The organism is Variovorax boronicumulans (assembly GCF_030812215.1).
Lineage (GTDB): Bacteria > Pseudomonadota > Gammaproteobacteria > Burkholderiales > Burkholderiaceae_C > Variovorax > Variovorax boronicumulans_C.
This window is the reverse complement of record NZ_JAUSSG010000006.1, coordinates 284,249-308,822: the sequence shown is the minus strand read 5'-3', so window position 1 is coordinate 308,822 and position 24,574 is coordinate 284,249. Positions and strand designations below refer to the sequence as shown.

The 24,574-nt window shown below is 66.8% G+C and carries 21 protein-coding genes; 15 read left to right on the top strand and 6 right to left on the bottom strand.

Features of this window, described 5'->3' with window-relative positions; translation table 11 throughout:
* Positions 1–78 precede the first annotated feature (78 nt).
* The 5 genes from J2W23_RS18045 to J2W23_RS18025 are packed head-to-tail and all read left to right on the top strand — an operon-like array spanning position 79 to position 4,254.
* Positions 79–939: an alpha/beta hydrolase gene (locus J2W23_RS18045; RefSeq protein ID WP_176661096.1), complete on the top strand. Its 861-nt coding sequence runs from the start codon at positions 79–81 to the stop codon at positions 937–939.
* Positions 940–977: 38 nt separating this feature from the next.
* The gene (locus J2W23_RS18040; RefSeq protein ID WP_307649683.1) at positions 978–1,262 is read left to right on the top strand and encodes an acyl carrier protein; all 285 of its coding nucleotides are present in this window, start codon (positions 978–980) and stop codon (positions 1,260–1,262) included.
* Positions 1,259–2,560 carry a beta-ketoacyl-[acyl-carrier-protein] synthase family protein gene (locus J2W23_RS18035; protein ID WP_307649682.1) on the top strand — a complete coding sequence of 434 codons (1,302 nt, stop codon included), beginning with the start codon at positions 1,259–1,261 and terminating at the stop codon, positions 2,558–2,560. Before J2W23_RS18040 ends, J2W23_RS18035 begins: the two co-directional genes overlap by 4 nt.
* Before the next feature lie 35 nt (positions 2,561–2,595).
* Positions 2,596–3,723: a sterol desaturase family protein gene (locus tag J2W23_RS18030; RefSeq protein ID WP_307649681.1), complete on the top strand. Its 1,128-nt coding sequence runs from the start codon at positions 2,596–2,598 to the stop codon at positions 3,721–3,723.
* A gap of 48 nt (positions 3,724–3,771) precedes the next feature.
* The gene (locus J2W23_RS18025; RefSeq protein WP_307649680.1) at positions 3,772–4,254 is read left to right on the top strand and encodes a GNAT family N-acetyltransferase; all 483 of its coding nucleotides are present in this window, start codon (positions 3,772–3,774) and stop codon (positions 4,252–4,254) included.
* A 10-nt stretch (positions 4,255–4,264) separates the two neighbouring features.
* Here J2W23_RS18025 and J2W23_RS18020 read toward each other — a convergent pair whose 3' ends face one another.
* Positions 4,265–6,508 carry a heavy metal translocating P-type ATPase gene (locus J2W23_RS18020; RefSeq protein WP_307649679.1) on the bottom strand — a complete coding sequence of 748 codons (2,244 nt, stop codon included), beginning with the start codon at positions 6,506–6,508 and terminating at the stop codon, positions 4,265–4,267.
* Positions 6,509–6,656: 148 nt separating this feature from the next.
* Between J2W23_RS18020 and J2W23_RS18015 the strand changes: the two genes are divergently transcribed.
* Together J2W23_RS18015 and cueR are read left to right on the top strand one after the other, a co-directional pair.
* Positions 6,657–6,851, top strand: a complete 195-nt coding sequence (locus J2W23_RS18015) for a heavy-metal-associated domain-containing protein (protein ID WP_013538502.1) — start codon at positions 6,657–6,659, stop codon at positions 6,849–6,851.
* Positions 6,848–7,252, top strand: a complete 405-nt coding sequence (gene cueR, locus J2W23_RS18010) for a Cu(I)-responsive transcriptional regulator (RefSeq protein ID WP_373423953.1) — start codon at positions 6,848–6,850, stop codon at positions 7,250–7,252. Before J2W23_RS18015 ends, cueR begins: the two co-directional genes overlap by 4 nt.
* 117 nt (positions 7,253–7,369) lie before the next feature.
* On the opposite strand, the gene J2W23_RS18005 is transcribed toward cueR, so the two are convergent.
* On the bottom strand, positions 7,370–8,314 hold the full coding sequence (locus J2W23_RS18005; RefSeq protein WP_176661102.1) for a YcjF family protein: 945 nt from the start codon (positions 8,312–8,314) through the stop codon (positions 7,370–7,372).
* Between the two features lie 568 nt (positions 8,315–8,882).
* Between J2W23_RS18005 and creB the strand changes: the two genes are divergently transcribed.
* Positions 8,883–9,674 (top strand): two-component system response regulator CreB, encoded by a 792-nt coding sequence (gene creB / locus J2W23_RS18000; RefSeq protein WP_307649678.1) that lies wholly within the window; start codon positions 8,883–8,885, stop codon positions 9,672–9,674.
* A gap of 124 nt (positions 9,675–9,798) precedes the next feature.
* Positions 9,799–11,238 (top strand): two-component system sensor histidine kinase CreC, encoded by a 1,440-nt coding sequence (creC, locus tag J2W23_RS17995; protein WP_307649677.1) that lies wholly within the window; start codon positions 9,799–9,801, stop codon positions 11,236–11,238.
* Here the strand turns inward: creC and J2W23_RS17990 are convergent.
* From J2W23_RS17990 to creD, 4 genes are all read right to left on the bottom strand, one after another.
* On the bottom strand, positions 11,232–11,837 hold the full coding sequence (locus J2W23_RS17990) for a hypothetical protein (protein ID WP_176661105.1): 606 nt from the start codon (positions 11,835–11,837) through the stop codon (positions 11,232–11,234). The genes creC and J2W23_RS17990 overlap by 7 nt on opposite strands.
* Positions 11,838–11,920: 83 nt before the next feature.
* The gene (locus tag J2W23_RS17985; protein WP_307649676.1) at positions 11,921–14,281 is read right to left on the bottom strand and encodes a penicillin-binding protein 1A; all 2,361 of its coding nucleotides are present in this window, start codon (positions 14,279–14,281) and stop codon (positions 11,921–11,923) included.
* 53 nt (positions 14,282–14,334) lie between these two features.
* The gene (locus tag J2W23_RS17980) at positions 14,335–15,627 is read right to left on the bottom strand and encodes a glycoside hydrolase family 3 N-terminal domain-containing protein (protein WP_307649675.1); all 1,293 of its coding nucleotides are present in this window, start codon (positions 15,625–15,627) and stop codon (positions 14,335–14,337) included.
* On the bottom strand, positions 15,624–17,081 hold the full coding sequence (gene creD, locus J2W23_RS17975; protein WP_307649674.1) for a cell envelope integrity protein CreD: 1,458 nt from the start codon (positions 17,079–17,081) through the stop codon (positions 15,624–15,626). Before creD ends, J2W23_RS17980 begins: the two co-directional genes overlap by 4 nt.
* A 205-nt stretch (positions 17,082–17,286) precedes the next feature.
* Between creD and J2W23_RS17970 the strand changes: the two genes are divergently transcribed.
* The 6 genes from J2W23_RS17970 to J2W23_RS17945 all read left to right on the top strand — a co-directional run bounded on the left by J2W23_RS17970 (position 17,287) and on the right by J2W23_RS17945 (position 24,539).
* Positions 17,287–19,356, top strand: a complete 2,070-nt coding sequence (locus J2W23_RS17970) for a VIT and vWA domain-containing protein (RefSeq protein WP_307649673.1) — start codon at positions 17,287–17,289, stop codon at positions 19,354–19,356.
* Positions 19,357–19,374: 18 nt separating this feature from the next.
* Positions 19,375–20,304 carry an exosortase Q gene (gene xrtQ, locus J2W23_RS17965; protein ID WP_307649672.1) on the top strand — a complete coding sequence of 310 codons (930 nt, stop codon included), beginning with the start codon at positions 19,375–19,377 and terminating at the stop codon, positions 20,302–20,304.
* On the top strand, positions 20,285–20,854 hold the full coding sequence (locus tag J2W23_RS17960; protein WP_176661111.1) for a hypothetical protein: 570 nt from the start codon (positions 20,285–20,287) through the stop codon (positions 20,852–20,854). The genes xrtQ and J2W23_RS17960 overlap by 20 nt, the downstream gene beginning before the upstream one ends.
* Before the next feature lie 82 nt (positions 20,855–20,936).
* Positions 20,937–22,133: a biosynthetic peptidoglycan transglycosylase gene (locus J2W23_RS17955; RefSeq protein WP_307649671.1), complete on the top strand. Its 1,197-nt coding sequence runs from the start codon at positions 20,937–20,939 to the stop codon at positions 22,131–22,133.
* A complete protein-coding gene (locus tag J2W23_RS17950) occupies positions 22,130–22,915 on the top strand; it encodes a GNAT family N-acetyltransferase (RefSeq protein ID WP_307649670.1) in 786 nt (261 codons plus the stop codon). Before J2W23_RS17955 ends, J2W23_RS17950 begins: the two co-directional genes overlap by 4 nt.
* 199 nt (positions 22,916–23,114) lie before the next feature.
* Positions 23,115–24,539 (top strand): carotenoid oxygenase family protein, encoded by a 1,425-nt coding sequence (locus J2W23_RS17945; protein ID WP_307649669.1) that lies wholly within the window; start codon positions 23,115–23,117, stop codon positions 24,537–24,539.
* Positions 24,540–24,574: the final 35 nt, after the last annotated feature.

The following is a 24,574-nucleotide window of genomic DNA, read 5'->3' as shown; positions in this document are numbered from 1 at the left end:
AGCTCCACACGATAGTCGTTGCATGAGCATACGACAGCAGCATGAAACACGGGCCATTTTCATGGCCTGCGCCGCACGATGAGCGCACGTGACGCCTCCGATCAGCTGAGCCTGGTTCCCCCCGAGGTGCAACGCACCGCGGTGATCCTGCTGCATGGTTTATGCAGCACGCCTGACGAGTTGCTGACCGTGCAATCGGCATTGCGCGCCAGGGGGTATGCGGCACACCCGCTGCCGATCGATGGCTACTCGTTCGATGCCGGCGCGCCGATGCAACACGCCGCACCATACGAACGCTGGCTCGACGCCATCCAGGCCCAGGTGAAGGCGCTGCGCAGGCAGCACGACCGGGTGATGCTGGTCGGCATTTCCGCCGGTTCCTCGCTCGCGCTGGGCGCGGCCATCCGCTGCGGCCGCGACGTCGATGCGCTGGTGCTCATGTCGACCACGCTGCGCTTCGACGGCTGGGCGATTCCGCGCACCCAGTTCCTGCTGCCGCTCGCCTTCTACACGCCGCTGGGTCGCCTCTGGCAATACCGCGAACGGCCGCCCTATGGCGTGAAGAACGAGCGCGTGCGCGCCTGGATCGAGCGCGAGCTGCGCCACCGCAAGATCTCGCGCGCGGGCTGCTCGGTGCTTGGCGTGGGGCACCTGCGCGAACACGACCGGTTGATCCGCCATGTGCGGCGCAACCTGAACGCCGTGCAGTGCGACAACGTGCTCGCCCTGCATGCCCAGCAGGACGAGGTGGCCAGCGTGGCCAACCTGGACATCCTCGCGCGCGGCCTGCGCTGCCGCGCATTCCGCACCGTGGTCGTGGCCAACAGCTACCACATGATCACGATAGACAACGACCGTCAACAGGTCGTGCGCGAAACAGTGTCATTCGCCGATGCGGTAGCGCATGGCACGATGCCCGAGCATCCCCTGTACGCATGAGTTCGCCCGAACGAACACACCTGAAAGGAACACAGCCCATGTCCTCCTCGCCCACCTTCAACAGCATCGCGACGATCCTGGAAGCCGACTTCAAGGTCGATCGCAGCGCCATCTCGCCGGCCACGGTGCTGACCGACCTCGGCCTCGATTCGCTCGCACTGATGGAGTTCGTCTTCGCGGTGGAAGACGCCTTCCATCTGCGCATTCCGGAGGACCGGCTCGACCCGCGCGAAGCCGGCATCACGCTGCAGCGCCTGTGCGAGGTGATCGACACCGAAAGCAGCGGCGCGGCCAGCCCCGCCGCCGAAACGGCCCACGCATGAGCAGCGGTGCCGCCCACGCCGTGCTGGCTGCGTCCGCAGCGCGTGCCGCATCGGCGCCTGTGCGCGTGAGCGGCATGGGCTTCGTCACGCCCATCGGCCGCACCGTCGAAGCCTTCGACGAGGCGCTGTTCGCCGGCCGCTCGGCCGTGCGCGCGCAGACGCTCGAGATCAAAGGCATGGACCCGATGTCGCTCGCCGTGGCCGCCTGCGATTTCGATTCGAACGGCGTGCGCAGCACCTCGCGCCTGCCGCTGGACCGTGGCACGGCCATGGCGCTGGCCGCCGCGCAGGATGCGGCCGCACAGGCCGGGCTCGGTGCCGACAGCGTCGACCCCGAACGGCTGGGCATCTTCTGGGGCAGCGGGCTCGCGGGCGCGGGCGCCTTCGACACCACGACCAGCGCGCTCTACGGCGAACAGAAGCGCATGCGCCCGACGACCGTGCTCACCGTGATGCCCAATGCGGCGGTCGCGGAGCTCGCACTGCACTTCGGCGCACGCGGCTCGGCCATTGCCTACGCGTGCGCCTGCGCCTCCTCGGCCGTGGCCATCGGCGAGGCGATGCGCGCGATTCGCGGCGGCTGGATCGACGTCGCCATCGTCGGAGGCCACGACGCCATGCTCACACCCGGCGTGATGGCCAGCTGGCACGCGATGCGCGTGATGGCACCGCCACCGGCCGATGCGCCCTCGTCCGCCTGCCGGCCTTTCTCCGGCGACCGCGCCGGCTTTGCCATCGGCGAAGGCGCCGCCGCGCTGGTGATCGAATCCGAAGCGCATGCTCGGGCGCGCGGTGCGAAAGCTGCGCCCTTTGTGCTCGCCGGCTACGCCACCAACTGCGACGGCACGCACATCACGAACCCCGACTCGGCCGGCCAGGTGCGCGCCATGCGCGCTGCGCTGCGCGATGCCGGCATCGAGGCCTCGGACATCGGCCACATCAACGCGCACGGCACCGCCACGTCGGCCGGCGATGCGGCCGAGGCTGCATCGATCCGCGAAGTGTTCGGCAATGGCACGCCGGTGAGCGCCACCAAGGCGATCCACGGCCATGTGCTCGGCGGCGGCGGCGCCATCGAACTCATTGCCGCGCTGCGTGCACTGGCGCGCGAAGCCTTGCCGCCCATCGCCAACCTGCAGGCACCCGACGCTGCTTTCGATCTCGACTTCGTGCGCGGCGAAGCGCGCGAAGCCAAAGGCATCCGCTATGCGCTCTCCAACTCCTTCGCTTTCGGCGGCACCAACGCGGTGATCGTGGCCGGCCTCTCTTCCGATGCATCGGACGCGCCGGATCGCTGAAGATTCGCTGAAGGCTTGCTGAAGAACAGGACGCGGTGCATCGGCTGGTCGTTCTCGTCGTGCCCGTGTTCGCGCTGCTCATGGCGTGCGAATTCGCCTGGGGCTGGTTCAAGCGCCGCAACACCTACCGCTTCAGCGACACGCTCGGCAGCCTGAGCCAGGGCCTGCTGAGCCAGGCGCTCGCGGTGTGCACGCAGCTCTTCCAGATCGGCCTGTACGCGATGGTCTACCCGGTCGTCGCGATCTGGACGCGGCCCGCCTTCTGGGACGGCGCCATCGGCTGGATCGTCGCGGTGCTGCTGTTCGACTTCTGCGACTACTGGCTGCACCGCGCGGGGCACGAGTCGGCGGTGTTCTGGGCCGCGCACTCGGTGCACCACCAGAGCCAGCAGTTCAACTTCTCGACCGCGCTGCGGCAGGAGAGCATGGTCGCCTTCCTGGGCTGGGCCTTCTACCTGCCGATGGCGGTGGTCGGCGTGCCGCCCGAGCAGTTCGGCATCGCGGGGCTCATCGTGCTGGTCTACCAGTTCTGGATCCACACCGAGCACATCGGCAAGCTCGGCTGGTTCGACCGCGTGTTCTCCTCGCCCTCGAACCATCGCGTGCACCACGCGGTGAACGACGGGTATGTGGACCGCAACTACGGCGGCATGCTCGTGGTGTGGGACCGGATGTTCGGCACCTTCGCCGAAGAGAACGAGCGCGCTGTCTATGGCACGCGCAAGGCGCTGGCTAATTTCGATCCGCTGCGGGCCATCCTCGGGCCCTATGCGCCGCTGGTGCGCGACAGCTGGCATACGCGCAGATGGCGCGACAAGCTTGCGGTGTGGTTCAAGCCGCCGGGCTGGCGGCCGGCCGATGTGGCGGCGCGCTTTCCGGAGGCGCCGTTCTCGCTCGATGAGGCGATGCACATCCACGATCCGGCGTTGACCCGTGTGCAGGTCGTCTCGGCATCGATCCACTTCATCGGATGGATCGGCGTGACGCTCGCCTTTCTGTGGGGCGCCGACGACCTCGCATTCCGCACCGGCCTCGAACTCCTCGCGCTGGCCGTCGCAGGGTTTTGGACCATCGGCGCCGTGCTCGATTCACGCATCCGCCTGCGATGGGCCTGGTGTGTGCAATGCGCACTGCTGGCGTTCTCGGTGGCGCTCCTGGCTTGAAGCGCCGTATGTAAGCTCGGCGCTTCCATCGTTTCGAGACTTACACCCATGCGCAGGCTCGCCACGCTCGAAGACCTCCACGCCGTCTTCACGCTCTACATGCACGAGAAGGTCGTGCCCTACCTCAGCTACGACCCGATGCCGCTCGAGGACTTTCGCCCCATCTACCAGGAGATGGTCGGGAGCGAACGCTTCTTCGTCTACGAACTGGACGGCCGGATCGCCGGCTTCTACCGCGCCACGCGCTATCCGGGTCGGGTGCAGCATGTGGCTAGCCTGGGCACGCTGGCCGTCGATCCCACATTGCACGGGAAAGGCGTGGCGCTCGCGATGGTGAGCCAGGCGATCGACGAACTGAAGGCTGCCGGCGTCAAGCGCATCGAACTCTGCGTCGAAAGCGACAACGCGCCGGGCCTGCGCTTCTACGAGAAGCTGGGCTTCCAGCGCGAAGGCACGCTGCGCAAGTTCTACAAGCGGGCCGGCGATGCGGAGCCCATCGACGACCACGTGATGGCGCTGCTGTTCGACTGAAGAGAGCAGATCAAGGCTTCCAGCGGCGCAGCAGCAGCGCGTTCGCCATCACGCTCACGCTCGACAGCGCCATCGCGGCACCGGCCACCACCGGACTCAGCAAGCCGAAGGCCGCGAGCGGAATGCCGGCCACGTTGTAGGCAAAGGCCCAGAACAGGTTCTGCCGGATCTTCGCCACCGTGCGAGCAGAAAGCTCGAACGCCTGGGCCACCAGCGCGAGGTCGCCGCGCATCAGCGTGATGCCGGCTGCTTCCATCGCCACGTCGGTGCCGCCGCCCGAGGGTGCCATCGCGATGCCCACGTCGGCCGCAGCGAGCGCGGGCGCATCGTTGGCGCCATCGCCGACCATCGCCACGACATGGCCATCGCGACGCAACGCGCTGACCTGTGCTGCCTTGTCGGCGGGAAGCACATCGGCACGCACATCCTCGATCGCAATGCCGAGCCGCGTCGCCATGGCCTGCGCCGCGCGCAGGTTGTCACCGGAGATCATCACCACGCGCAAGCCTCGCGCACGCAGCGTGCGGATGGCCTCGGCGGCTTGCGGCTTGGGTTCGTCGGCGAAGGCCAGCAAGGCCTGCACGCGCGCTGCGCCAGCTTCATCGAAACGCAGCAGCGCCGACACCGTGGCGCCTTGCGCCTGCAGTTTTTCGATCTCGGCTTCCGCGGGCATCGCGTCGAGTTCCCTGCACCAGCGCAGGCTCGCGATGGCCCAGGTGGCGCCATCCACTTCGCCGCGAACACCACGGCCCGGCATGGCCTGCATTGCACCTAGAGGCGGCGCCTGCACGCCGCGTTCCGCCGCGGCGACAAGCACGGCACGGGCGAGCGGATGTTCGCTGCCGCCCTGAAGACTGGCGGCGGTGGCGAGCAATTGGTCTTTCGTGGCCTCGGTGCCTGCAACCGGCAGCAATGCAGTGAGCACGGGGCGGCCCAAGGTCAGCGTACCGGTCTTGTCGAAGGCCACGGTGTCGACGCGGTGTGCAATCTCCAACGAACGCGCATCCTTGATCAGGATGCCGTGCCGCGCGGCCACGCCGGTGCCAGCCATCACCGCGACCGGCGTGGCGAGGCCCAGCGCACACGGGCAGGCGATGACAAGCACGGCGACCGCATGGATCAACGCAGTTTCGATGCCCGCGCCCGCAATCAGCCAACCCGCCAACGTGATCAGCGCAATCACCAGCACCACCGGCACGAACACGGCCGCGACCTTGTCCACCAACCGCTGGATCGGCGCCTTGGCGGCCTGTGCGTCCTCGACCAGCCGGATGATGCGTGCCAGCACGCTCTCGGCGCCGACCGCCTTCACTTCGATCACCATCCGGCCGTCGCCGTTGACCGCGCCGCCCGTGAGCGCATCGCCAGGTCCCTTGGCCACCGGCAGCGGTTCGCCGGTGAGCATCGACTCGTCGACCTCGGACTGCCCTTCGATCACGCGCGCATCGGCCGGTACGCGCTCGCCGGGACGCACGGCGAGGCGGTCGCCCACCATCACCTCGGCGAGCGGCACGTCGCTTTCGCCGCGCGCGCCCACCAGGTGCGCTACTTCCGGGCGCAGTTGCTGCAACGCGCGAATTGCGGAAGTCGCCTGGCGCTTGGCACGCGCCTCGAGCCACTTTCCGAGCAGCACCAGCGTGATCACCACCGCCGCGGCTTCGAAGTACAGGTGCGGCATCTCGCCGTGACCCGCATGCTCGCCAGTGGCCGAGCGCCACCACAGCCAGAGTGACAGGCCGAACGCCGCGCTGGTGCCGAGCGCCACCAGCAGGTCCATGTTGCCGGTGAGGGCCTTGGCCGCATGCCAGCCCGCGCGATAGAAACGCGCACCGAGCCAGAACTGGACCGGTGCGGCAAGCAGCAACTGCAGCCAGGGCGGCAGCATCCAGTCCTGCCCGAAGGGATCGCCGAGCATGGGTGCCAGCAACGGAATCGACAGCGCGAGGCCAATGGCCACCGGGCCGAAACCATGCCATGGTGACAAGGCCGCCGCCTCGTCGGCCGCGGTGCTTGCGGCACGCGGTTCGTAGCCTGCCGCCCGCACGGCACGCCGCAGGCGTGCGTCCATGTCTTCGGCACTGGTGGTCACCACGCGGGCCGACTCGGTGGCGAGGTTCACGCTGACGTCCTGCACGCCAGGCACGTTCTTGAGGGCGCGCTCCACGCGCATCACGCACGAAGCGCAGGTCATGCCACCGACCGAGAGGTCCAGCGTGGCAGTGGCGGCCAAAGGATGTTGCTGCAAGGTTTCCATGTGCCGAAGACTAAAGCCTCACACCATGGCAAGGTCAAGCCCGAATTGGAAGTGCCCCTTCGCTGGACGTTGACATCGTGAGAGGGTTCAAACTGGCGGCTCGTTTCATTCAACCCTTCATCCATCCACCCAACAAGGAGTCAGAACGATGAGCCAGAAATTCCAGGTCTCGGGCATGAGCTGCGGCCACTGCGTCAACGCAGTGCAGAACGCGGTGCAGACGGTCGATCCCGAAGCGCAGGTCACGGTAGACCTTGAAACCGGCCATGTCGACGTACTGAGCGAGCAGCCGCGCAAGGACATCGTGGCCGCGATCGAGAACGCAGGCTACGCCGTTCAATGATGACGGGCCAGGTCGCCATCGGCGAAGCCGCGCGCCTGTCGGGCGTGTCGGCGCGCATGGTCCGGCACTACGAGGGGCTGGGCCTCCTGCCGGCGGTGGCGCGCACCGACAGCGGCTACCGCCAGTACGGCGAGGCCGATGTGCACACGCTGCGCTTCATCAAGCGCTCACGCGACCTCGGCTTTTCGATGGAAGAAATCGCCGAGCTGGTGGGCCTCTGGCACAACCGCCGGCGCGCGAGTTCGAGCGTCAAGCGGATTGCAGAGAAACATCTGGGAGAGCTGGAGCAGCGCATCGCGGACATGCAGTCGATGCGCAACACGCTCGCGCACCTCGTGCATTGCTGTCATGGCGATGCGCGCCCCGACTGCCCGATCCTCGACGACCTGAGCAAGGTTTAGCCAGTTCTCTCGTCCAGAAACACCGCGGAACCGGCTTTGCCGGGCCGCTGGTGTTGCCCCCGGTGAGGGGGTTGGAGAAGCGACACGCAGTGCGCGAAGCCTGGGGGAGAGCCTGTTTCAGGCGCCTCGCACCAGCGAGAGCACCTTGCCCGCGTCCAGCGTGCGGGCCTTCTCCTGGATGGCCGGCAGATATTGCGTCTGCAGGCTCTGCCCTTCCTTCACCACGCCCGAGAACGCGTCCTTGAGCATCTGCGTCGAGAGCGTGCGGCCGCCGGCGTAGTAGCGCTTGGCCACATGGCCGAGCGCATAGGTCGAGGCGAAGCTCATGCCCGAGCTCACGGCCTGGTTGCCAAGGCCACGCAGCAAACCACCGCCCACCTTTCCGAGCAGGCCACCGAGCAGCTTGCGCCCGGCTTGTTCCAGGTACTGCGAGGTCAGGCCCACACCCACGGTGGCCAGGAAATCCTTGATGTGGCCGCTGTCGAGCTGGTAGCCATGTGCCTGGCCGATGCGGTAGACCAGCTTCATCTGCAGCGGAATGATCGCCATGGTCGAGAGCGTCTCGGGCAGCAGTTCGAGCGCACCGTTGAGGATGGCGGCATTGAGGATCGACTTGTCGAGTTCGGCGCTGTCGGGCGTGTTGGGGGCGGCCACCGCTGTCACTGCGGTTCCTGCTGCCGCAGCCACGGGCACCGCGGCAATTTCTTCAGCCTGCTGCGAGAACCGCGCCGCCGAGGCATCCAGGCCGAGCGAGGTGCGCACGTCCATCAGGAACATGCGCTCCGCTTCCGACTGCGCGCCGTCGGCGTCGCACACGCACACCGCCATTTCATAGGCGAGCTGCTTCGATTCGTTGCTGGACAGCTCCCCCGCCACCGAAGCCAGCGATACGCGCTTCATCAGCACGTCCTGATAGAGCGTTGGCAGGTTCAGCCCGTCGGCTTGCGACAGGCCCTCCGCAATGCGTTTGATCTCGGCGCGCTCACGCTCGTGTTTCTCGCCATCGACAAAGGCAGCCAGCAGGCTCAGGGTCACGATGGCCTTGGTTTCTGAAGGTGTCATGTTCGAAATTTTTTGCAATGTGAAGGACGGCGTTGGGTCGCCCAAGGACTCGAAGGTTCCTCTCGCGTTGTCCCCGCAAAACTTGGGCAACTCTGTGGATAACGTCGGCACTTCTGTGTAGGGGTGTGGCAAGTGGTTGATTTCAAAGGGAAATCTACATATTGCACAAATAAGAGGCACTGGATTTTCTGGACCGAAAACCGCCTTTCGCAGATTTTCCGGGGACTGTCAAAGGACAACTCTGGGGAGAGTTTTGGCACAAGCCATGGGTTATCCACAGGGCGGACAGGTTACCCAATGTTGTCCCTTTTGCGGGTACATCCCGAAAGCGCAGCTGCGCACAGTGACAGAGCAATGACAAGTCCTTGTCGTATAACGAAAAAAGTGCCCTGTCCACAGAAGAGCGCTTCCCTTATCTACTACTACTAATTTGAATAAGAAGAATAAGAAATAGAAGACACAAAGAGCGCCGCGCCAAAAAAAAGCCGCGAAAGGCCGCGCCGGTCCCCGGCGCCTCGGGCGAGAAAGCGGGCCCGCCGTCCTTCTTTCCCCTCGCTAACATTCGCGGATGAGCTTCAAACCCCGGATCCTGATCGCCGAAGACGAATCGGGCATCGCCGACACCCTGCAATACGTCCTGAAGAGCGACGGCTTCACGCCGGTCTGGTGCGCCACCGCCGAAGAAGCGATCGCGCAGTTCGCGCAGGAACCGCCGGCGCTGGCCATCCTGGACATCGGACTGCCCGATCTCAATGGTTTCGAGCTCTTCAAGCGCCTGAGAGCGCTGAACCAGTCGCAAGGCGGGCCGGAGATCCCGATGCTGTTTCTCACCGCGCGCAGCGACGAAATCGACCGTGTCGTGGGCCTGGAACTGGGCGCCGACGACTACATCGCCAAGCCGTTCTCGCCACGCGAACTGGTTGCCCGGGTCCGCACGATCCTTCGGCGCAGCACGCGCAACAGCTCTGGAGGCCCGGGAACGGCCGCAGTGCCCGGAAACGGGGTACCCCCTCAAAATTCGCCCCCGGTGCCTCCAGCGGCCCCGCAGACCCCGCCAATGCCCTTCGCGCTCGACAACGAGCGCATGCAGATCCGCTATTACGGCCGGCTCCTGGAGCTCTCGCGCTACGAATACGGCCTTCTCCGGCTGCTGGTGCAGCGGCCCGGCCGCGTCTTCACGCGCGACGAATTGCTCGAACACGTCTGGGACGACGCCAGCGACAGCTTCGATCGCACGGTCGACGCGCACATCAAGACGCTGCGCGCCAAGCTCAAGGCGGTGGCGCCCGACGTGGAGCCGATCCGCACGCTGCGCGGCACCGGCTACGCCTTGAACGAAGAACTGCCATCAAAGGCATGACACCGGCCCGGGTCTGCCTTTTCGGGGAATACCGCGGAACCGGCTTTGCCGGGCCGCAGGTATTGCCCCCGGCGAGGGGGTTGGAGGCCACACGGAGTGGGCAAGCCTGGGGGAGAGCCAGGCTTTGACAAGACGCACGCGGATCTTCATCGGCATCCTGCTGATCTACACGGCGGGCATTGCCTTCCTGCTTTATCGCGTGGTGTCGGACATCGATCCGCGCTACCGCGAATCGGCCGAGGAGTCGCTGGTCGAGACCTCGCAGCTCATGGCCAGCCTGGTGGAGCAGGACGTGATCGCCGGCGCGATCAACACCGCGCGGCTGGAGCCGCTGTTCCGCACGGTCTACGCGCGCGAGTTCTCGGCGCAGATCTACAACCTGCACAAGAGCCAGGTGGAACTGCGCGTCTACGTGACCGACCGCGGTGGCCGCGTGATGTTCGATTCGCTCGGCAGGCACCTGGGCGCCGACTACTCGCAATGGAGCGACGTGAGCCGCACGCTCGCCGGCCTCTACGGTGCGCGCACTTCGCGCGATGTCGACGGCGATCCGCGCACTTCGGTGATGTACGTGGGCGCACCGATCCGCTGGAACAACGAGATCGTCGGCATGGTCAGCGTCGGCAAGCCGGTTCAGAGCTTCGGCCAGTTCGTGGAAGACGCGCGGGCCCGCACGCTGTGGGTCGGCGTGGGTTCGGGCCTGGCGCTGTTGCTGCTGGCGGTGATCGTCTCGGTCTGGCTGGTGCGGCCCTTCGGGTTGATCTCGGACTACTGGACCTGGGTGCGGGCGCAGCGCACCTTGAGCTTTTCGCGCATGGCGCGGCGCGCGGTCGATGCGGTGCGCACCGGCTTCAGCGAAATGCGCGATGCGCTGACGGGCCGCAACTACGTCGCCGACTACGTGCAGACCTTCACCCACGAAGTGAAGAGCCCGCTCTCGGCGATCCGCGGCGCCGCCGAGCTCCTGCAGGAGCCGTCGATGCCGCATGCGGAGCGCGAGCGGTTCCTCAAGAACATCGAGCGCGAGACGCAGCGCATCCAGGAAATCGTCGACCGCATGATGGAACTCACCGCGCTCGAAACGCGGCGCGCGCTGGAGCGCACCGAGCCCGTGCCGCTGGCTTCGCTGATCGACGACATCGCCATCAGCGCGCAGCCCGCGGCGGCCAAGCGGAACATTCGTCTCCTGGTGAACATCCGCACCGAAGCCAGCACGGAGGGCGACCCGTTCCTGCTGCGCCGCGCGATCAGCAACCTGCTGGACAACGCGATCGATTTTTCACCGCAGGGCAGCGAAGTGCTGCTGGCGCTGGAGACCACGTCGAAGCTCGCGCGCGTGAGCGTGCGCGACCACGGACCGGGTATTCCGGACTACGCGCAGGAAAAGGTCTTCCAGAAGTTCTATTCGCTCGCGCGGCCGCACAGCCAGAAGAAAAGCACGGGGCTGGGGCTCGCGTTCGTGAAGGAAATCGCCGCACTGCACCGTGGGCGCATCGAGCTTGGCAATGCGACGCGCGGCGGCGCGGTGGCGACGCTCACGCTGCCGCTGTTGTCACATCACTGACCCGTCAGGGTGCCGTATGCGCGGCGCGTCTCGGGGCTCACCGCATCGAGCAGCTGCTCGTACGAAGTCTGGTGCCGCGCCAGCATGCGCGCCGACGCCACCGTCTTCGACTTGCAGAACCAGTGGCAGGTGTGCTGCATCAGGAACAGCTCGGCCGACATGGTGAAGGCCTTGGACTTGGCAGGACGGTTCGACGCGTTCTTCATCACGCCGGCAATGCCGCGTGCATGGATGTTCAGTGCTTCGCGCAGGTCGAAGGTCGCGGCCGGGAACAGCTTGTGCGCGTAGGGAATGGCGATGGGCAGCTTGCTCACACGCGTGTCGGCCTCGGGGAGGCGCGCGAATCCGGCAGCGAAGCCGTCGAACTGCGCCGAGAGCTTTTCCTCGGTGGTGTCGAGCAGGCTCCAGATCTGCTGGCGGCGTTCGGGATCATCCTCGCCGAGGCAACGCAGGTACCCCTGGGTCAGGCTCTCCATGAGCTTTTCGATCTGGTACTGGCCGAGGTGGCCTCCCAGCAGCGCGATACGCTGGCGCTGGTCTCTGGACTTGAGGATGTAGGCGCCGACAAGAAGCAGCGCCACCAGCGTGAGGATTTCCATGAATGCGTTCGGCCAAAGGGAGGGAGGGACTGCGCCGAGTGTAGAGACCCGGCGGCCTCCCTGTTCCCTTCGTTCGCCGCCTGCTACCTGAAGAAATCGAGGATGCGGTTGCGCTCTTCAGGCGGCGGTGGTGCCCCGATCGGTGCGCCGGTGAGCTCTTCCACCGGCGGCGGCGCCTGCTCGGCGTTCTCCAGGCCCAGGCTCGCCACGTTGTGGCCCGGCGTGAAGTCGTCGAAGTACCACTCGCCGTCGATGTTCACCACACCGGGCGGTTCGGCCGGCTGCGTCACCGGCACGCCCTGCAGCGCCGATTGCATGTAGCCGATCCAGATCGGCAGGCTCAGGCTGCCGCCGGTTTCGCCGCGCACGCCGAGCTGGCGAGGCGTGTCGTAGCCGATCCATGCGATGCCCACGCGCGTGGGCTGGAAGCCCGCGAACCAGGTGTCGAAGGAATCGTTGGTGGTGCCGGTCTTGCCGTAGAGGTCGTCGCGCTTCAAGGCCTGGTGCGCCTTGAAAGCGGTGCCGCCCTTCACCACGCTTTGCAGCAGCGAGTCCATGACGAAGGCGTTGCGCGCAGGAATGGCGCGCCGCGCTTCGTCGAGCACCGGCGGCTCGGTTTCCATGATGACCTTGTCCTTCATGTCGGTGATGCGGGTGACCAGGTACGGATTGACGCGGTAGCCGCCGTTGGCGAACACCGAGTAGCCCACGGCCATCTGCATCGGCGTGACCGATCCCGCGCCCAGGCCCATCGGCAGGTTGGCGGGTTGCTTGTCCTTGTCGAAGCCGAACTTGGTGACCCAGTCCTGCGCATAGGGCGCGCCGATCGACTGCAGCACGCGCAGCGTCACCAGGTTCTTGGATTTCATCAACGCGGTGCGCAGCGGCATCGGGCCTTCGTACGTGCCTTCGAAATTCTTCGGCTCCCAGGGCTGGCCGCCGTTGGCGCTGGCATCGAAGTACAGCGGTGCGTCGTTCACCACGGTGGCGGGCGTGAAGCCTTTTTCGAGCGCCGCCGAATAGATGAATGGCTTGAAGCTCGAACCCGGCTGGCGCCAGGCCTGCGTCACGTGATTGAACTTGTTCTTGCCGAAATCGAAACCGCCCACCAAGGCCTTGATCGCGCCGCTGCGCGGGTCCATCGCGATGAATGCGCCTTCCACTTCGGGCAGCTGCGTGATCTCCCAGGTGCCCTTCGGCGTCTTCGCCACGCGGATCACCGCGCCGCGGCGGATCTTGATGTTGGGCGGTGCCTTGGCTGCGAGGCCCGACTGCGCGGGCCTCAGGCCTTCGCCTGTGATCTGGATCGCTTCGCCGTTGGCGCGCACAGCGCTGATTTCCTTCGCGTTGGCATCGAGCACGACGGCGGCGATCACGTCGCCGTTGTCGGGATGCTCTGCAAGCGCGTCGTCGACGGCCTCATCGACTTCCTTCTGCTCGGTCGGCAGATCCACGAACTTCTCGGGCCCGCGATAGACCTGGCGCCGCTCGTAATCCATGATGCCCTTGCGCAGCGATTTGTAGGCCGCCGCCTGGTCGGCAGCGACCAGCGAGGTGTAGACCTTCATGCCGCTGGTGTAGATGCTGTCGCCGTACTGCGCGTACATCATCTGCCGCACGGTTTCTGCGACGTACTCGGCATGCAGGCGGTTCGGGTCGGCCGCATCGCGCAGGTGCAGTTCTTCCTTCTTCGCCTCGGCCGCCTGCTCGGCGGTGATGAAGCCGGTCTCCTGCATGCGGTCGATCACATAGAGCTGCCGCGCGCGCGCGCGGCGCGGGTTCGCCACCGGGTTGTTCGCACCGGGGGCCTTGGGCAGACCGGCGAGCATCGCGGCTTCGGCGATGGTCACGTTCTGCAGGGGCTTGCCGAAATAAGCCTCGGATGCGGCAGCGAAACCGTAGGCACGATTGCCCAGGTAGATCTGGTTCAGGTAGATCTCCAGGATCTGGTCCTTCGTGAGCTGTTGCTCCAGGCGGAAGGCCAGCATGATCTCGTAGGTCTTGCGGCTGAGCGTGCGCTCCGAACTCAGGTAGACGTTGCGCGCCACCTGCATCGTGATGGTCGAGGCGCCTTGCTTCCGGCCGCCCTTGAGGCTGGCCACCGCGGCGCGCATGAAGCCCTTGTAGTCGACGCCGCCGTGATCGTAGAAGCGTGCGTCCTCCACTGCCAGCACCGCATCTTTCATGACCTTGGGGATGCTTGCGAAGGGCGTGAGGTTGCGGCGCTCTTCGCCGAATTCGCCGATCAGCGTGCCCTCGGTCGAGTACACGCGCAGCGGCAGCTTGGGCCGGTAGTCGGCGAGCTCGGAAATGTCGGGCAGCTTCGGATAGATGGCGACCACCGCGACGATGGATGCGACCAGCACCACCAGCGCGCCGGAGCCCGCCACGATGGCGCTCCATTTGCCGATGAGTTTCCAGCGGGCGCTGCGTTCGTCCGGCATGGCGCCGTCGTCGGATCGGGAGGGGCTTGAACGTTTGAACATAAGGAAAGTGGCTAGCGAAGGGGTTGGAGCCGGCGGGCGCCGCTGCGTTCCAGCATCGGCAGGTCGAGTGCGCCGCGCTGCGCGGCCTGTTGCGCGCAATGCATGGCGTCGAAATACTTGTCGTGGTCGAAGGCGATCAACACCAGGTCCACACCGGCATCGAGGGCGCGGACCGTGGCATCGCACAGCCCGCGGTTGTAGGCCGCGCCCATCGTCAGATCGTCGGTGACGAGCAGGCCCTGGTAGCCCCACTCGCCGCGAATCAGCTGCTGCACGATTTTGCGCGAGAAAGAGGCCGGATAGACCGCATCGAGTTCCGGAACGAGCACATGGCCGAGCATGATCGCGGCGTTCGAGTTTTTCGACACGTCTTGAAACGGCTTCCAGTCATGTGTTGCAAGTCGGGCCACAGGCGTGCGCAGTGTCGCGGCGAAGTGGTGCGTGTCTTCGGTCACGTCGCCGAGTCCGGGAAAGTGCTTGAGCGTGCCGCGCACGCCAGCCGACTCGAGGCCTTGCTCGTAAGCGAGCGCCACCTGCGCGGTGAGTGCGGGATCGGCCGAGATGGCGCGTTCGTCGATGCGGGTGTGGAAGTCCCACCGGCCCGGCGCGCGTCCGGTGCGCAGGTCGACCACGGGGCTGAAGTTGAGCGTGATGCCGAGCGCGGCAAGCGAGCGGCCTTGCTGCGCGCCGTAGGCGTGGGCGCGCTGTGCAAGTTCGGCCTCGGGCACGTCGGCGTCGATGAGCGTGGAGAGGCCGGGCTGGCGTTCGATCAGAGGCGAGAGGCGCGACACGGCGCCGCCCTCTTGATCTGTCGCGACGATCAGCGGAGGCAGGCCGGCTTCGCGGCGCAGCGTCTGCAAGTCGTCGATCTCCTTGCGCAACTCGATGGCCGTGCGTCCCTTCACATTGCGGCCCGTGATGAACACGCCGCCGATCAAGCCCTTGCGAGCGAGCTCGTGCAGGTCTTTCGCATCGTCGTAGCCGACCATGAAATGGGCACCGAGCATCTGCGCCACAGGGCCGGATGAAGCGGGCACCTCGGCACGGCGATGCAGGCTCACCGCTTCATTTCCGAGGGCGGTGAGCAGCGCGGCAAACACCAGGCCCAGCGACACGGGCCGCAGTGCGCGGCGGCCGAAGCACCATGCGATCACCGCACTCACACCCAGCGCACCCAGCAGGACCGGCAACTCCCATGCACGCATGAAGCGCAGATGCGGGTCCTTCAGGTGCCAGGACCAGAACCACAGTGCTGCCAGCACCAGCCAGCCGAGGGCGCCGAGCGCGAACCGCAGGCGTTTCATGCGCCTTGTGCTGCGGGTACCGCAGGTTCGGCGCGCCGCGACAGCGCATACCAGTCGACCTTGCGCGTCACCAGCATCAGCGCGGACAGCATGCCGAAGATCAGCAGCGCGCCGAGCAGCAGCGCATTGCTTTCGGAGGCGAGCAGCCCATAGAGCGCGCCATACAACAGCGCGATGAAGGCACCGAACGACAAGCCGCGCCGCCAGCCGCCGAGCACGGCGCTGAAGTACACGGCGAGCAGTGCGACGCTTGCGCTGGCTGCGCCCGCATAGGCGATCCAGAACGCGAACTTCTCGGACAGCGCGAGCAGCAGCAGGAAGAACAGCGCGATCGAAAGACCGACCAGGCCGTACTGGATCGGGTGCAGGCGCAACTTGCGGAACAGTTCGAACATGAAGGCCGCCATCAGCACCAGGCCGATGAAGAGCATGCCGTACTTGCCGGCGCGCGTGCTCATCGAATAGACGTTGATCGGCTGCGCGAGCGACACGTCGAAGGTCTGCAGCGGACCGAGATTGCGTTGCGGACGGGCGCTGCTTGCCGTCGCGGCTGCGTCGCTGCCATCGACGCGGCCGGAGAGTCCGGCGCGTACCTGTTCGCGCGCCGAGGTCACGAGCGACGAGATGCGCCATTGCGCATCGAAGCCCTGTGGCGTCACGTTGCGCTGCGCAGCGAGAAAGCGGCCACCGAAGCTGGGGTGCGCCCAGGGCGAGGTGAGGCGCGCGGTGGTGTTGTCGGCGATGGGCGCAATGGCGAGGGTGTCCTGGCCGACCAGGCCAAGCTTCATCTCGAAGGTCAGCGGGGTGTTGGCCTGCCATGCGGCGAGTGCGGCACCAGTGATCGGCGCATGGATGCCATCGGCGAACCAGGCGTTGTCGGCAAGGCCCGGCACGCGTTGCTTGAAACGCAGCGCCTCGCCGCCCATCACCAGCGCCGGCGAGCCGTCGAGGCCGCGCAGGTCGCTCACGTTGAAGGCGATGAAAGGCGCCTTGAACTCGATCTTCGAGTCGGTCTCGCTGTGAGGCAGGACCTTGGGATCGAAAGCCGTGAAACCACCGCTCAGCGCGGCGTTGAGCGTATAGAACGGAATCTTGAAGATGCCGCGATAACGCTCCTGCGGCGTCATCGAGCCTTCGATGTGCAGCTTGTCGGGAAACACCGCATGGACCATTTCCTTGCTGCGCTGCTCCTGGCCGATCACCTTGCCTTGCGCATCGCGCAGCGGCTCCATCCAGCGCTCGACATACGGAACCAGCAACAGCGGACCGATCATGGTCTGGCTGCTGGCATAGGTGGCGGCGAGTTCCTGGGCGGCTTCGCGCTGGCTCTCGCCGCGTGCGTTGTTGATCGAGTCGATCTCCGCGAGCGGAATGCAAAGCAGCAGCGTCAGGAAGAACAGGCCGGCCACCTTGGCCAGCACGGATGTCTGAAGTGCCTTCAGGAACTGAAGCATGATTTTTTCTCCTCTTCGGTGGCGGAGCCGCGATGCTCCCTGCGCGATCCGAAGCTTGTGTGAAGCGCCGGTGCGGGGTCACTTCACACAGGCTTCACACAGCGCGGCGTTCGTGGCCGGTGACTTCAACGAGCCTTCCAACTGCCTTCTCGTGCGGCAAAGAAAGTTGCGGCCGTGCAAGTTCGCACGGACAAGGACCCCCGCCATGGATGCCACCACCACCCCACGCCCCGGCCGCTGGCTCTGGCTCGCCACCGTGAGCCTGGCGACCGCGGGCTTCATCGCCATGGGCCTGCGCCCGGTGCATGCGCAGGAAGCGCCTGCCGGACCGCGCCTGAAGACCGAGAGCCCCTATTTCTTCGTCAAGAGCGACGACCCTTCGGTCGACCGCCTGCCGCTCAAGGGCACGGAAGTCGCCGTGAAGATCTCGGGCGTGATCGCCGATGTCACGGTCACGCAGACCTACCGCAACGAAGGCCAGCGCGCGATCGAGGCCAAATACGTGTTCCCCGGTTCGACCAAGGCTGCCGTGAGCGGCCTCAACGTCCGGTTGGCTGATCGCCTGATCACCGCGCAGATCCGCGAGAAGAAGCAAGCGCAGATCGAATACGACACTGCCAAGAAAGAAGGCAAGACCGCCGCGCTGCTTGAGCAGCATCTGCCGAACGTGTTCCAGATGAACGTCGCCAACATCCTGCCCGGCGACGACGTGAAGGTGGAGCTGCGCTACACCGAGCTCCTGGTGCCGCAATCGGGCAACTATGAGTTCGTGTTCCCGACCGTGGTCGGACCGCGCTACAACAGTCCGCAATCGGAAAACGCACAAGCCAAGTGGGCTGCGCAACCCACGCTGCACGCGGGCGTCGCACCGAGCACCAGCTTCAAGCTGAAGGCCACCATCGACACGCCGATGGGCCTGAAGGAAGTGCGCTCGACCACCCACGCCATCGACGTGAAGAAGAGCGACGAAGACCAGCATGCCGATATCGCACTCGTGGCCGATGGCCGCCCTGCCGACAACCGCGACTTCGTGCTCGACTATCGGCTCGCGGGCGAGAAAATCGAATCGGGCCTGATGCTCTACAAGGGCCAGGGCGAGAACGCCGAGAACTTCTTCCTCGCGATGGTCGAGCCCCCGAAGGCCGTGGCCGCCAGCGCGATTTCTCCGCGCGACTACATCTTCGTGGTCGACATCTCGGGCTCGATGCATGGCTTTCCGCTCGACACCGCCAAGACGGTGCTCGAACGCCTGATCGGCGGCCTGCGCCCGAGCGACACCTTCAACGTGCTGCTCTTCTCGGGCAGCAACAAGATGCTCTCGCCGAAGTCGGTGCCGGCCACGCGCGCCAACATCGAGCAGGCGCTCGCGACGATCAAGAACTACAGCGGCAGCGGCAGCACCGAGCTGATCCCTGCGTTGAAGCGCGTCTATGCCGAGCCGAAGGAAGAGAACGTGTCGCGCACCGTTGTCGTGGTGACCGACGGCTACGTGACGGTCGAGCGCGAAGCCTTCGACCTGGTGCGCAACAACCTCTCCAAGGCCAACGTGTTCGCCTTCGGCATCGGTTCTTCCGTGAACCGCAGCCTGATGGAAGGCATTGCACGCGCCGGCATGGGCGAGCCGTTCATCATCACCGACCCTGTTCAGGCCCCGGAGCAGGCCGCGCGCTTTCGCCGCATGGTGGAGTCGCCGGTGCTCACCAGTGTGAAGGCCACTTTCGGCGGCCTCGACGTGTACGACGTGGAACCGCAAGCACTGCCCGACGTGCTCGGCGAGCGCCCGGTGATCGTGTTCGGCAAATGGCGTGGCGACCCCAAGGGCCGCGTGATCATCGAAGGCCGGAGCGCGAGCGGCCCGTACCGCCAGGAGGTGCGCATCGACGACCGCACCCGCCTGGACACCGCGGCCCTGCGCACGCTGTGGGCACGCCATCGCATCCAGAGCCTGAGCGACCAGGAAACGCTCGAAGGCGGCGCGGCCTTCAAGGAGCGCATCACCGAGCTGGGCCTGAAGTACAGCCTGCTCACGCAGTACACGAGCTTCATCGCGGTCGACAAGGTGGTGCGCAACCTGGCGCCGCAGAACAGCGTCGATGTGAACCAGCCGCTGCCGATGCCCCAAGGCGTGAGCGACCTTGCAATCCCGGCGTTGGGCGCCGAGGTGCCCAGCACGCCCGAACCCGAAACGCTCGGCGCCATTGCCGTCGTGCTGTCGATGCTCGCCATGCTGCGCCGTCGTGCGCGCCGCAACGACGCGCGCCGGTTCACCTCCTGAACGAGCGGGAAGAAAAACATGTCTCTGGCAACGCTCGCCCACCGTCATCCGCGCATCGTGGACTGGGGCATTCACATCGACCGCACGCCGGCCGCCGCCTGGCTTGCGCTGCAGTTCGCCGCGCTCGCACCCACCTGGGCGTGGATGGTCCAGCGCATGCGCGACGGCTCCGACGATCCACTGGGTCTGGTGGCATTGGTTGCACTGGCTGCGTTGGCGTGGCAATGCCGGCGCGAGTTGCGCGCTTCGCCGCGGCTGGGCTGGCTGGCGCTGGCGGGCGTGGGCACCGTGCTTGCCACGGTGCTGCGCGCGGGGCTCGGTGTCGTGCCGGCGCTGCCGCCGCTGGCGGCAGGATTGGTGGCGGTGCTGGCACTGGCCTGTGGCTTGCTGGCTTTTCTGCCGAGGCGCGTCGCCGCGCTGCCGGTGGTGGGACTCGCGGTGCTCGCTCTGCCGCTGCTGTCGTCGCTGCAGTTCTATGCGGGCTATCCGCTGCGCGTGGTGACGGCCGAGGCCAGCCGCTGGTTGCTCGCGCCGGGTTTCGACGTGGTGCGCGAAGGCACGAGCCTGATGGTCGATGGCCGCCTGGTGATCGTCGATGCGCCCTGCTCCGGCGTGCAGATGGTGTGGCTGGGCTACTTCGCCGCCTGTGCCGTCGCGCTGTGGGCGCGCCGCAGCGACAAGGCGTTCCTGCGACGCCTGCCGATGGTCGGCCTGCTGGTGCTGGCCGGCAACATCGTGCGCAACAGCGTGCTCATCGCGTCCGAAGGCGCGGGCCATGCATTGGCGCCGTGGGCGCACAACGCGCTGGGCCTGGTCGTGCTGGCGTCCGTGTGCGGCTGCATCGCCCGCCTGATGGTGCCTGCACGCACCGTGCCGGAGCCGGCCGATCACCCCATTCAGGGCCTTATCACCACACAAGGAGGCCGCCATGTCGACACCGTTCTTTGAGCGCTGGTTCGCCAACCATTTCATCAACCGCATCGGCCACAAGACGGCCTTCGCGCTGGCGATGCTGCTGTGCATGTTGTGGTCGACCGCGGCGGCGCTGCGGGCACCGGCCACGCCCGAAGCGATGGCCGTCTCGCACGAGTGGCCGAGCCAGTGGGACGGAGTTCCGTTGCGCCCGCTCGCATTGAGCGAAGTCGAGCAGCGTTTCGCCGACCGCTTCCCCGGCGCCATCGGACGCATGACGGACGGCACCCAGACGCTCGTGATGCGCGAGGTGAAGCAGCCCACCCGCATGCTCCATCCGGCCGCGGACTGCTACCGCGCGCTCGGCTACCGCATCCAACAGGCGCGGCTGGAACGCGACGCGCAGGAGCGTTTGTGGCGCTGTTTTGTTGCGCAACGGCACGGCGCGCAAAAGTTCCGGGTTTGCGAGCGCATCGTCGATGCCCAAGGCACGGCTTTCACCGACACTTCAGCCTGGTATTGGTCGGCGGCCAGTGGACAGTCGACCGGTCCGTGGCAAGCCGTCACGGTGGCGAGACCGATGTGAGAGCGTGTTTGTGAAGAAGACCCTGCGATTTGTGCTTTTCGGGCTGCTGGCCCTCGTGTTGACAGCGTTTGTAGCTATCTTTTTGATAGTCAAGATCGCGCTGGCACCGGCGGCGGGCGAATGGAGCACGTCGGTGAAGGCCGGCCCGCTCGATTTCGAGATCGGCGTGCCGACGGCCATGCGGCTGGCCACGTCGCCGTGGTTCGCGCCGCGGCTGGACGGCCATTCGCTCGACACCCGTTTCGGCACCGTGCGCTTCAGCTGGAAAGAGGCGGCCGGCCTGCAGGAAATGCGCTGCGAACCTTGCAGCATCGAGGTGCCGGCGCTCGGCACGCAGCCGCTCAAGGTCGAGCGCCTGGTCGCCACCGTTCGGCGCGACGGCAACACCCTGACCGGCACGTTCGAAGCCACGCCCCGGACCACCGAGACGGACATGCTCCAGGGCACGTGGGAAGGCCGCCTCGCCCCGAAGAACCTGCATCTCGCCGCCAAGGTCCAGGATGCGCCCATCGCGCGCTGGTATGCGGTGCTGGTGCCCACGCTGCCCGAGCTTCAGCGCGCGCGCATCGGCGGCACGCTCGCATTGAGCGCCCAGCTGGTCTTGCCCGAAGCCACTTTCGCGGTGCAGCCCGTCATCAGCCAGTTCACCGTCCAGGGGTTGGGCACCGAGGCGATGCTCGGGGCGCGCACCAGTTGCGGCCCGTCCGCCAAGCTGGCCAACGACAGCTGGCTCGCGCGTGCCGTCATCGCGGCGGAGGACCAGCGCTTCTTCACGCACGCGGGCTACGACATCACCGAGATCCTCGCGTCGATCGACAACAACCAGAAGGAAGGCCAGACCAAGCGCGGCGGCAGCACGCTCACGCAGCAACTCGCCAAGCTGCTGGTGACCGGCAGCGACCGCACGGCCGAGCGCAAGCTGCGCGAAATGCTCTACGCGGTCGAGATGGAGCAGACGCTGGGCAAGGCCCGCATCCTGCAGCTCTATCTGGACAACGCGCCCTGGGGCGGCAACATCTGCGGCGCCGAGGCGGCGGCGCGGCGCTACTTCAAGCGCAGCGCGCGCACGCTGGAGCCCGCACAGGCCGTCTGGCTCGCCGCGATGCTGCACAAGCCGCAAGCCGTGCTCGAGCAATGGCGGCGCGACGGACACATCGACTCGGACCGCACCAAGTGGGTCGCCGAAAGCGTGCGCGGCATCAGCCGCAACCAGCGAGAGGCACTGCTCAAGAGCGTGGCGGCCGCCAAGTACACCCCACCGGAAGCCAACATCCAATGACCACAGCGCCGAGCATTGCCGACATCGAGGCCATCGAGCGCGCCACTGTCGCGGCGGTGTCGCCCGAGGCGTCAGAAGAACTGGACGGCTGGCTGCTGCCCTTCGACGGCGGCACCGTCAAGCGCGCGAGGTCGGCGGTTCCCCTGCACCGCAGCGCGGTGGACGCCGGCACGCTCGATCGCATCGAGGACCGCTACGACAGCCGCCAGGTCGTGCCGGCGCTGCGGCTGGCCGACGCCGAGTGCTTCGACAGCCTGCGGGCCGAGTTGGAGCGGCGGCACTACGTCGAAGACAACCCCACCTGCGTGCAGATCGGAACGGTGCGGCAGATGCGGCAAGTCGCGGCCGCGGGAACTGGTGCCGGTGCCGGCGCATTGGCCGATGTCGACCGCGCACCCGACGACGCCTGGGCGGCGCTGTTTCTCGGCGAGGGCTTCGATCCGGTGGACGGCGCCCATCGCGTGCGTGCGCTGGCCCGCGCCAAGGGCTCGCTCTATGCCAGCGTGCGCGAAAACGGCCGCACGGTGGCCGCAGGTGCGATGGCTTTCGGACATGGCTGGGCCAGCGTGCACGGCATGCGGACCGACAAGGCGCACCGGGGCCGGGGACTGGCGGGGCGCGTGCTGGCCGGCCTGGCGCAAGCGGCGTTGACGAAGGGGTTCGAGCGGGTGTTCCTGCAGGTCGATGCGCAGAATCATCCGGCGCTGTCGCTCTATCGGCGCGCCGGTTTTCAAACGCACTGGCAATACCGCTACTGGCAGCGCCAGCAGTGGCCCAGGTAAGGCTCGTCCCGAGGCTGCGCGCACTTCGTGCTGCGTCGCTTTTCCCCTACCGGGGGCAATACCTGCGGCCCGGCAGAGCCGGTTCCGCGGTGTTGGACGGAAAGACGGCCCGGCCCCTCCCTGGGTGTTTTGTGGGGTTCGAAGGGAGCGCGGATGCCGCAAGATATCGGGCGATCTCCCCTCGAACCCAGGAGCCCCGATGAACGACATCACCCTTCCCCGCAATGCCCCGCCGCCCAACATGGGCCCGATCGATTTCGAAACGGCGCTCGGCCCGCTGCCCCTGCAAGGCACCCTGCCCGAGGGTCTTCGCGGCACGCTGGTGCGCAACGGCCCGAACCCGGTGGTGCCGGACCCCAAGGCGCACTGGTTCGCGGGCGACGGCATGCTGCATTCGTTCACCCTGGCCGACGGCCAGGTGCACTACCGCAATCGCTGGCTGCGCACCGACCTCTGGCGAGCCGCCACCGAAGGGCGGGACCTGACCAGCAGCTTCCAGAAGGCGACGGTCGGCGACGGACCTCCGCCGAAGCACGACGGCACCGGCAACACCAACGTGATCGCCCATGCCGGCCGCCTGCTCGCGCTCGAGGAGGCGCATCTGCCGATCGGCTTCGAATTGCCCACGCTCGCCACCCTGGGCGCCACCGATTTCGACGGCGCCCTGAGCGGCAGTTTCACCGCCCACCCGAAGACCGATCCGCGCACCGGCGAGCTGCTGTTCTTTGGCTATGGCACGCCGACGCGCCTCTCGAACGGCATGAGCTTCGGTGTGATCTCGCCCGAGGGCCGCGTCACGCGCTTCGAGCATTTCGAGGCGCCCTACGCCAGCATGGTCCACGACTTCATGGCGACCGACCGCTACGTGATGTTCCCCGTCATGCCGCTCACCGCCAGCCTGGAGCGTGCCCAGAGCGGCCGACCGCCCTACGCCTGGGAGCCCGAACACGGCACCCGCGTCGGCCTGATGCCGCGCGACGGCAGCACGGCCGACATCGTCTGGTGGCGAGGCCCGAGCTGCTATGCGTTCCACGTCATGAACGCCTGGGAGGCCGACGGCAGCCTGTTTGCCGACGTGTTCCAGTTCGACACGCCGCCCCTTTTTCCGAAGCCCGACGGCTCGCCCGCCAGCGACGTGCCGTCGCCGAGCTGGCTGGTGCGCTGGCAGTTCGACCTGTCGAACCCGTCGCATGAGTTCACACGGACGCGGCTCGCGGAAATCCCGGGCGAATTCCCGCGCATGGACGATCGCTTCGCCGGCCTGCCCTACCGCCACGGCTGGTATGCGTGCCACGCCGAAGCGGCGCCCGGCGGGTCGCCGCGCCTCTATGCGGGCCTGCTGCACATCGACCTCACGAGGCCCAAGACCGAGGCCGGGCGCGACATGTACATGTTCCCTGCGCCCGACGTGGTGTCGGAAGGCGTCTTCGTGCCCCGTTCGCCCGATGCGGAAGAAGGCGACGGCTGGCTGCTCGCGACCGTGTGGCGCGGCGCGACCAACACCAGCGATCTCGTGATCTTCGATGCGTGCGCGATCGCCAAGGGACCGGTCTGCACGGCGTCGCTGCCGCACCGCGTGCCGGTCGGCTTTCATGGCAACTGGTTCGGAGAAGAGCGCACGTAAGCAGGCGGCGGGCCTTGCGTCCCCGATCTTCTCGC

Bases quoted from the DNA above. Each gene is read 5' to 3' on its own strand.
- J2W23_RS18040 (WP_307649683.1), top strand. From the start codon at position 978: ATGTCCTCCTCGCCCACCTTCAACAGCATCGCGACGATCCTGGAAGCC.
- J2W23_RS18005 (WP_176661102.1), bottom strand. From the start codon at position 8,314: ATGACACCTTCAGAAACCAAGGCCATCGTGACCCTGAGCCTGCTGGCT.
- J2W23_RS18045 (WP_176661096.1), top strand. From the start codon at position 79: ATGAGCGCACGTGACGCCTCCGATCAGCTGAGCCTGGTTCCCCCCGAG.
- J2W23_RS17980 (WP_307649675.1), bottom strand. From the start codon at position 15,627: ATGAAACGCCTGCGGTTCGCGCTCGGCGCCCTCGGCTGGCTGGTGCTG.
- J2W23_RS18035 (WP_307649682.1), top strand. From the start codon at position 1,259: ATGAGCAGCGGTGCCGCCCACGCCGTGCTGGCTGCGTCCGCAGCGCGT.
- J2W23_RS18015 (WP_013538502.1), top strand. From the start codon at position 6,657: ATGAGCCAGAAATTCCAGGTCTCGGGCATGAGCTGCGGCCACTGCGTC.
- cueR (WP_373423953.1), top strand. From the start codon at position 6,848: ATGATGACGGGCCAGGTCGCCATCGGCGAAGCCGCGCGCCTGTCGGGC.
- J2W23_RS18025 (WP_307649680.1), top strand. From the start codon at position 3,772: ATGCGCAGGCTCGCCACGCTCGAAGACCTCCACGCCGTCTTCACGCTC.
- J2W23_RS17970 (WP_307649673.1), top strand. From the start codon at position 17,287: ATGGATGCCACCACCACCCCACGCCCCGGCCGCTGGCTCTGGCTCGCC.
- J2W23_RS17990 (WP_176661105.1), bottom strand. From the start codon at position 11,837: ATGGAAATCCTCACGCTGGTGGCGCTGCTTCTTGTCGGCGCCTACATC.
- creD (WP_307649674.1), bottom strand. From the start codon at position 17,081: ATGCTTCAGTTCCTGAAGGCACTTCAGACATCCGTGCTGGCCAAGGTG.
- J2W23_RS17960 (WP_176661111.1), top strand. From the start codon at position 20,285: ATGTCGACACCGTTCTTTGAGCGCTGGTTCGCCAACCATTTCATCAAC.
- J2W23_RS17950 (WP_307649670.1), top strand. From the start codon at position 22,130: ATGACCACAGCGCCGAGCATTGCCGACATCGAGGCCATCGAGCGCGCC.
- creB (WP_307649678.1), top strand. From the start codon at position 8,883: ATGAGCTTCAAACCCCGGATCCTGATCGCCGAAGACGAATCGGGCATC.
- J2W23_RS18020 (WP_307649679.1), bottom strand. From the start codon at position 6,508: ATGGAAACCTTGCAGCAACATCCTTTGGCCGCCACTGCCACGCTGGAC.
- J2W23_RS17945 (WP_307649669.1), top strand. From the start codon at position 23,115: ATGAACGACATCACCCTTCCCCGCAATGCCCCGCCGCCCAACATGGGC.
- xrtQ (WP_307649672.1), top strand. From the start codon at position 19,375: ATGTCTCTGGCAACGCTCGCCCACCGTCATCCGCGCATCGTGGACTGG.
- J2W23_RS17985 (WP_307649676.1), bottom strand. From the start codon at position 14,281: ATGCCGGACGAACGCAGCGCCCGCTGGAAACTCATCGGCAAATGGAGC.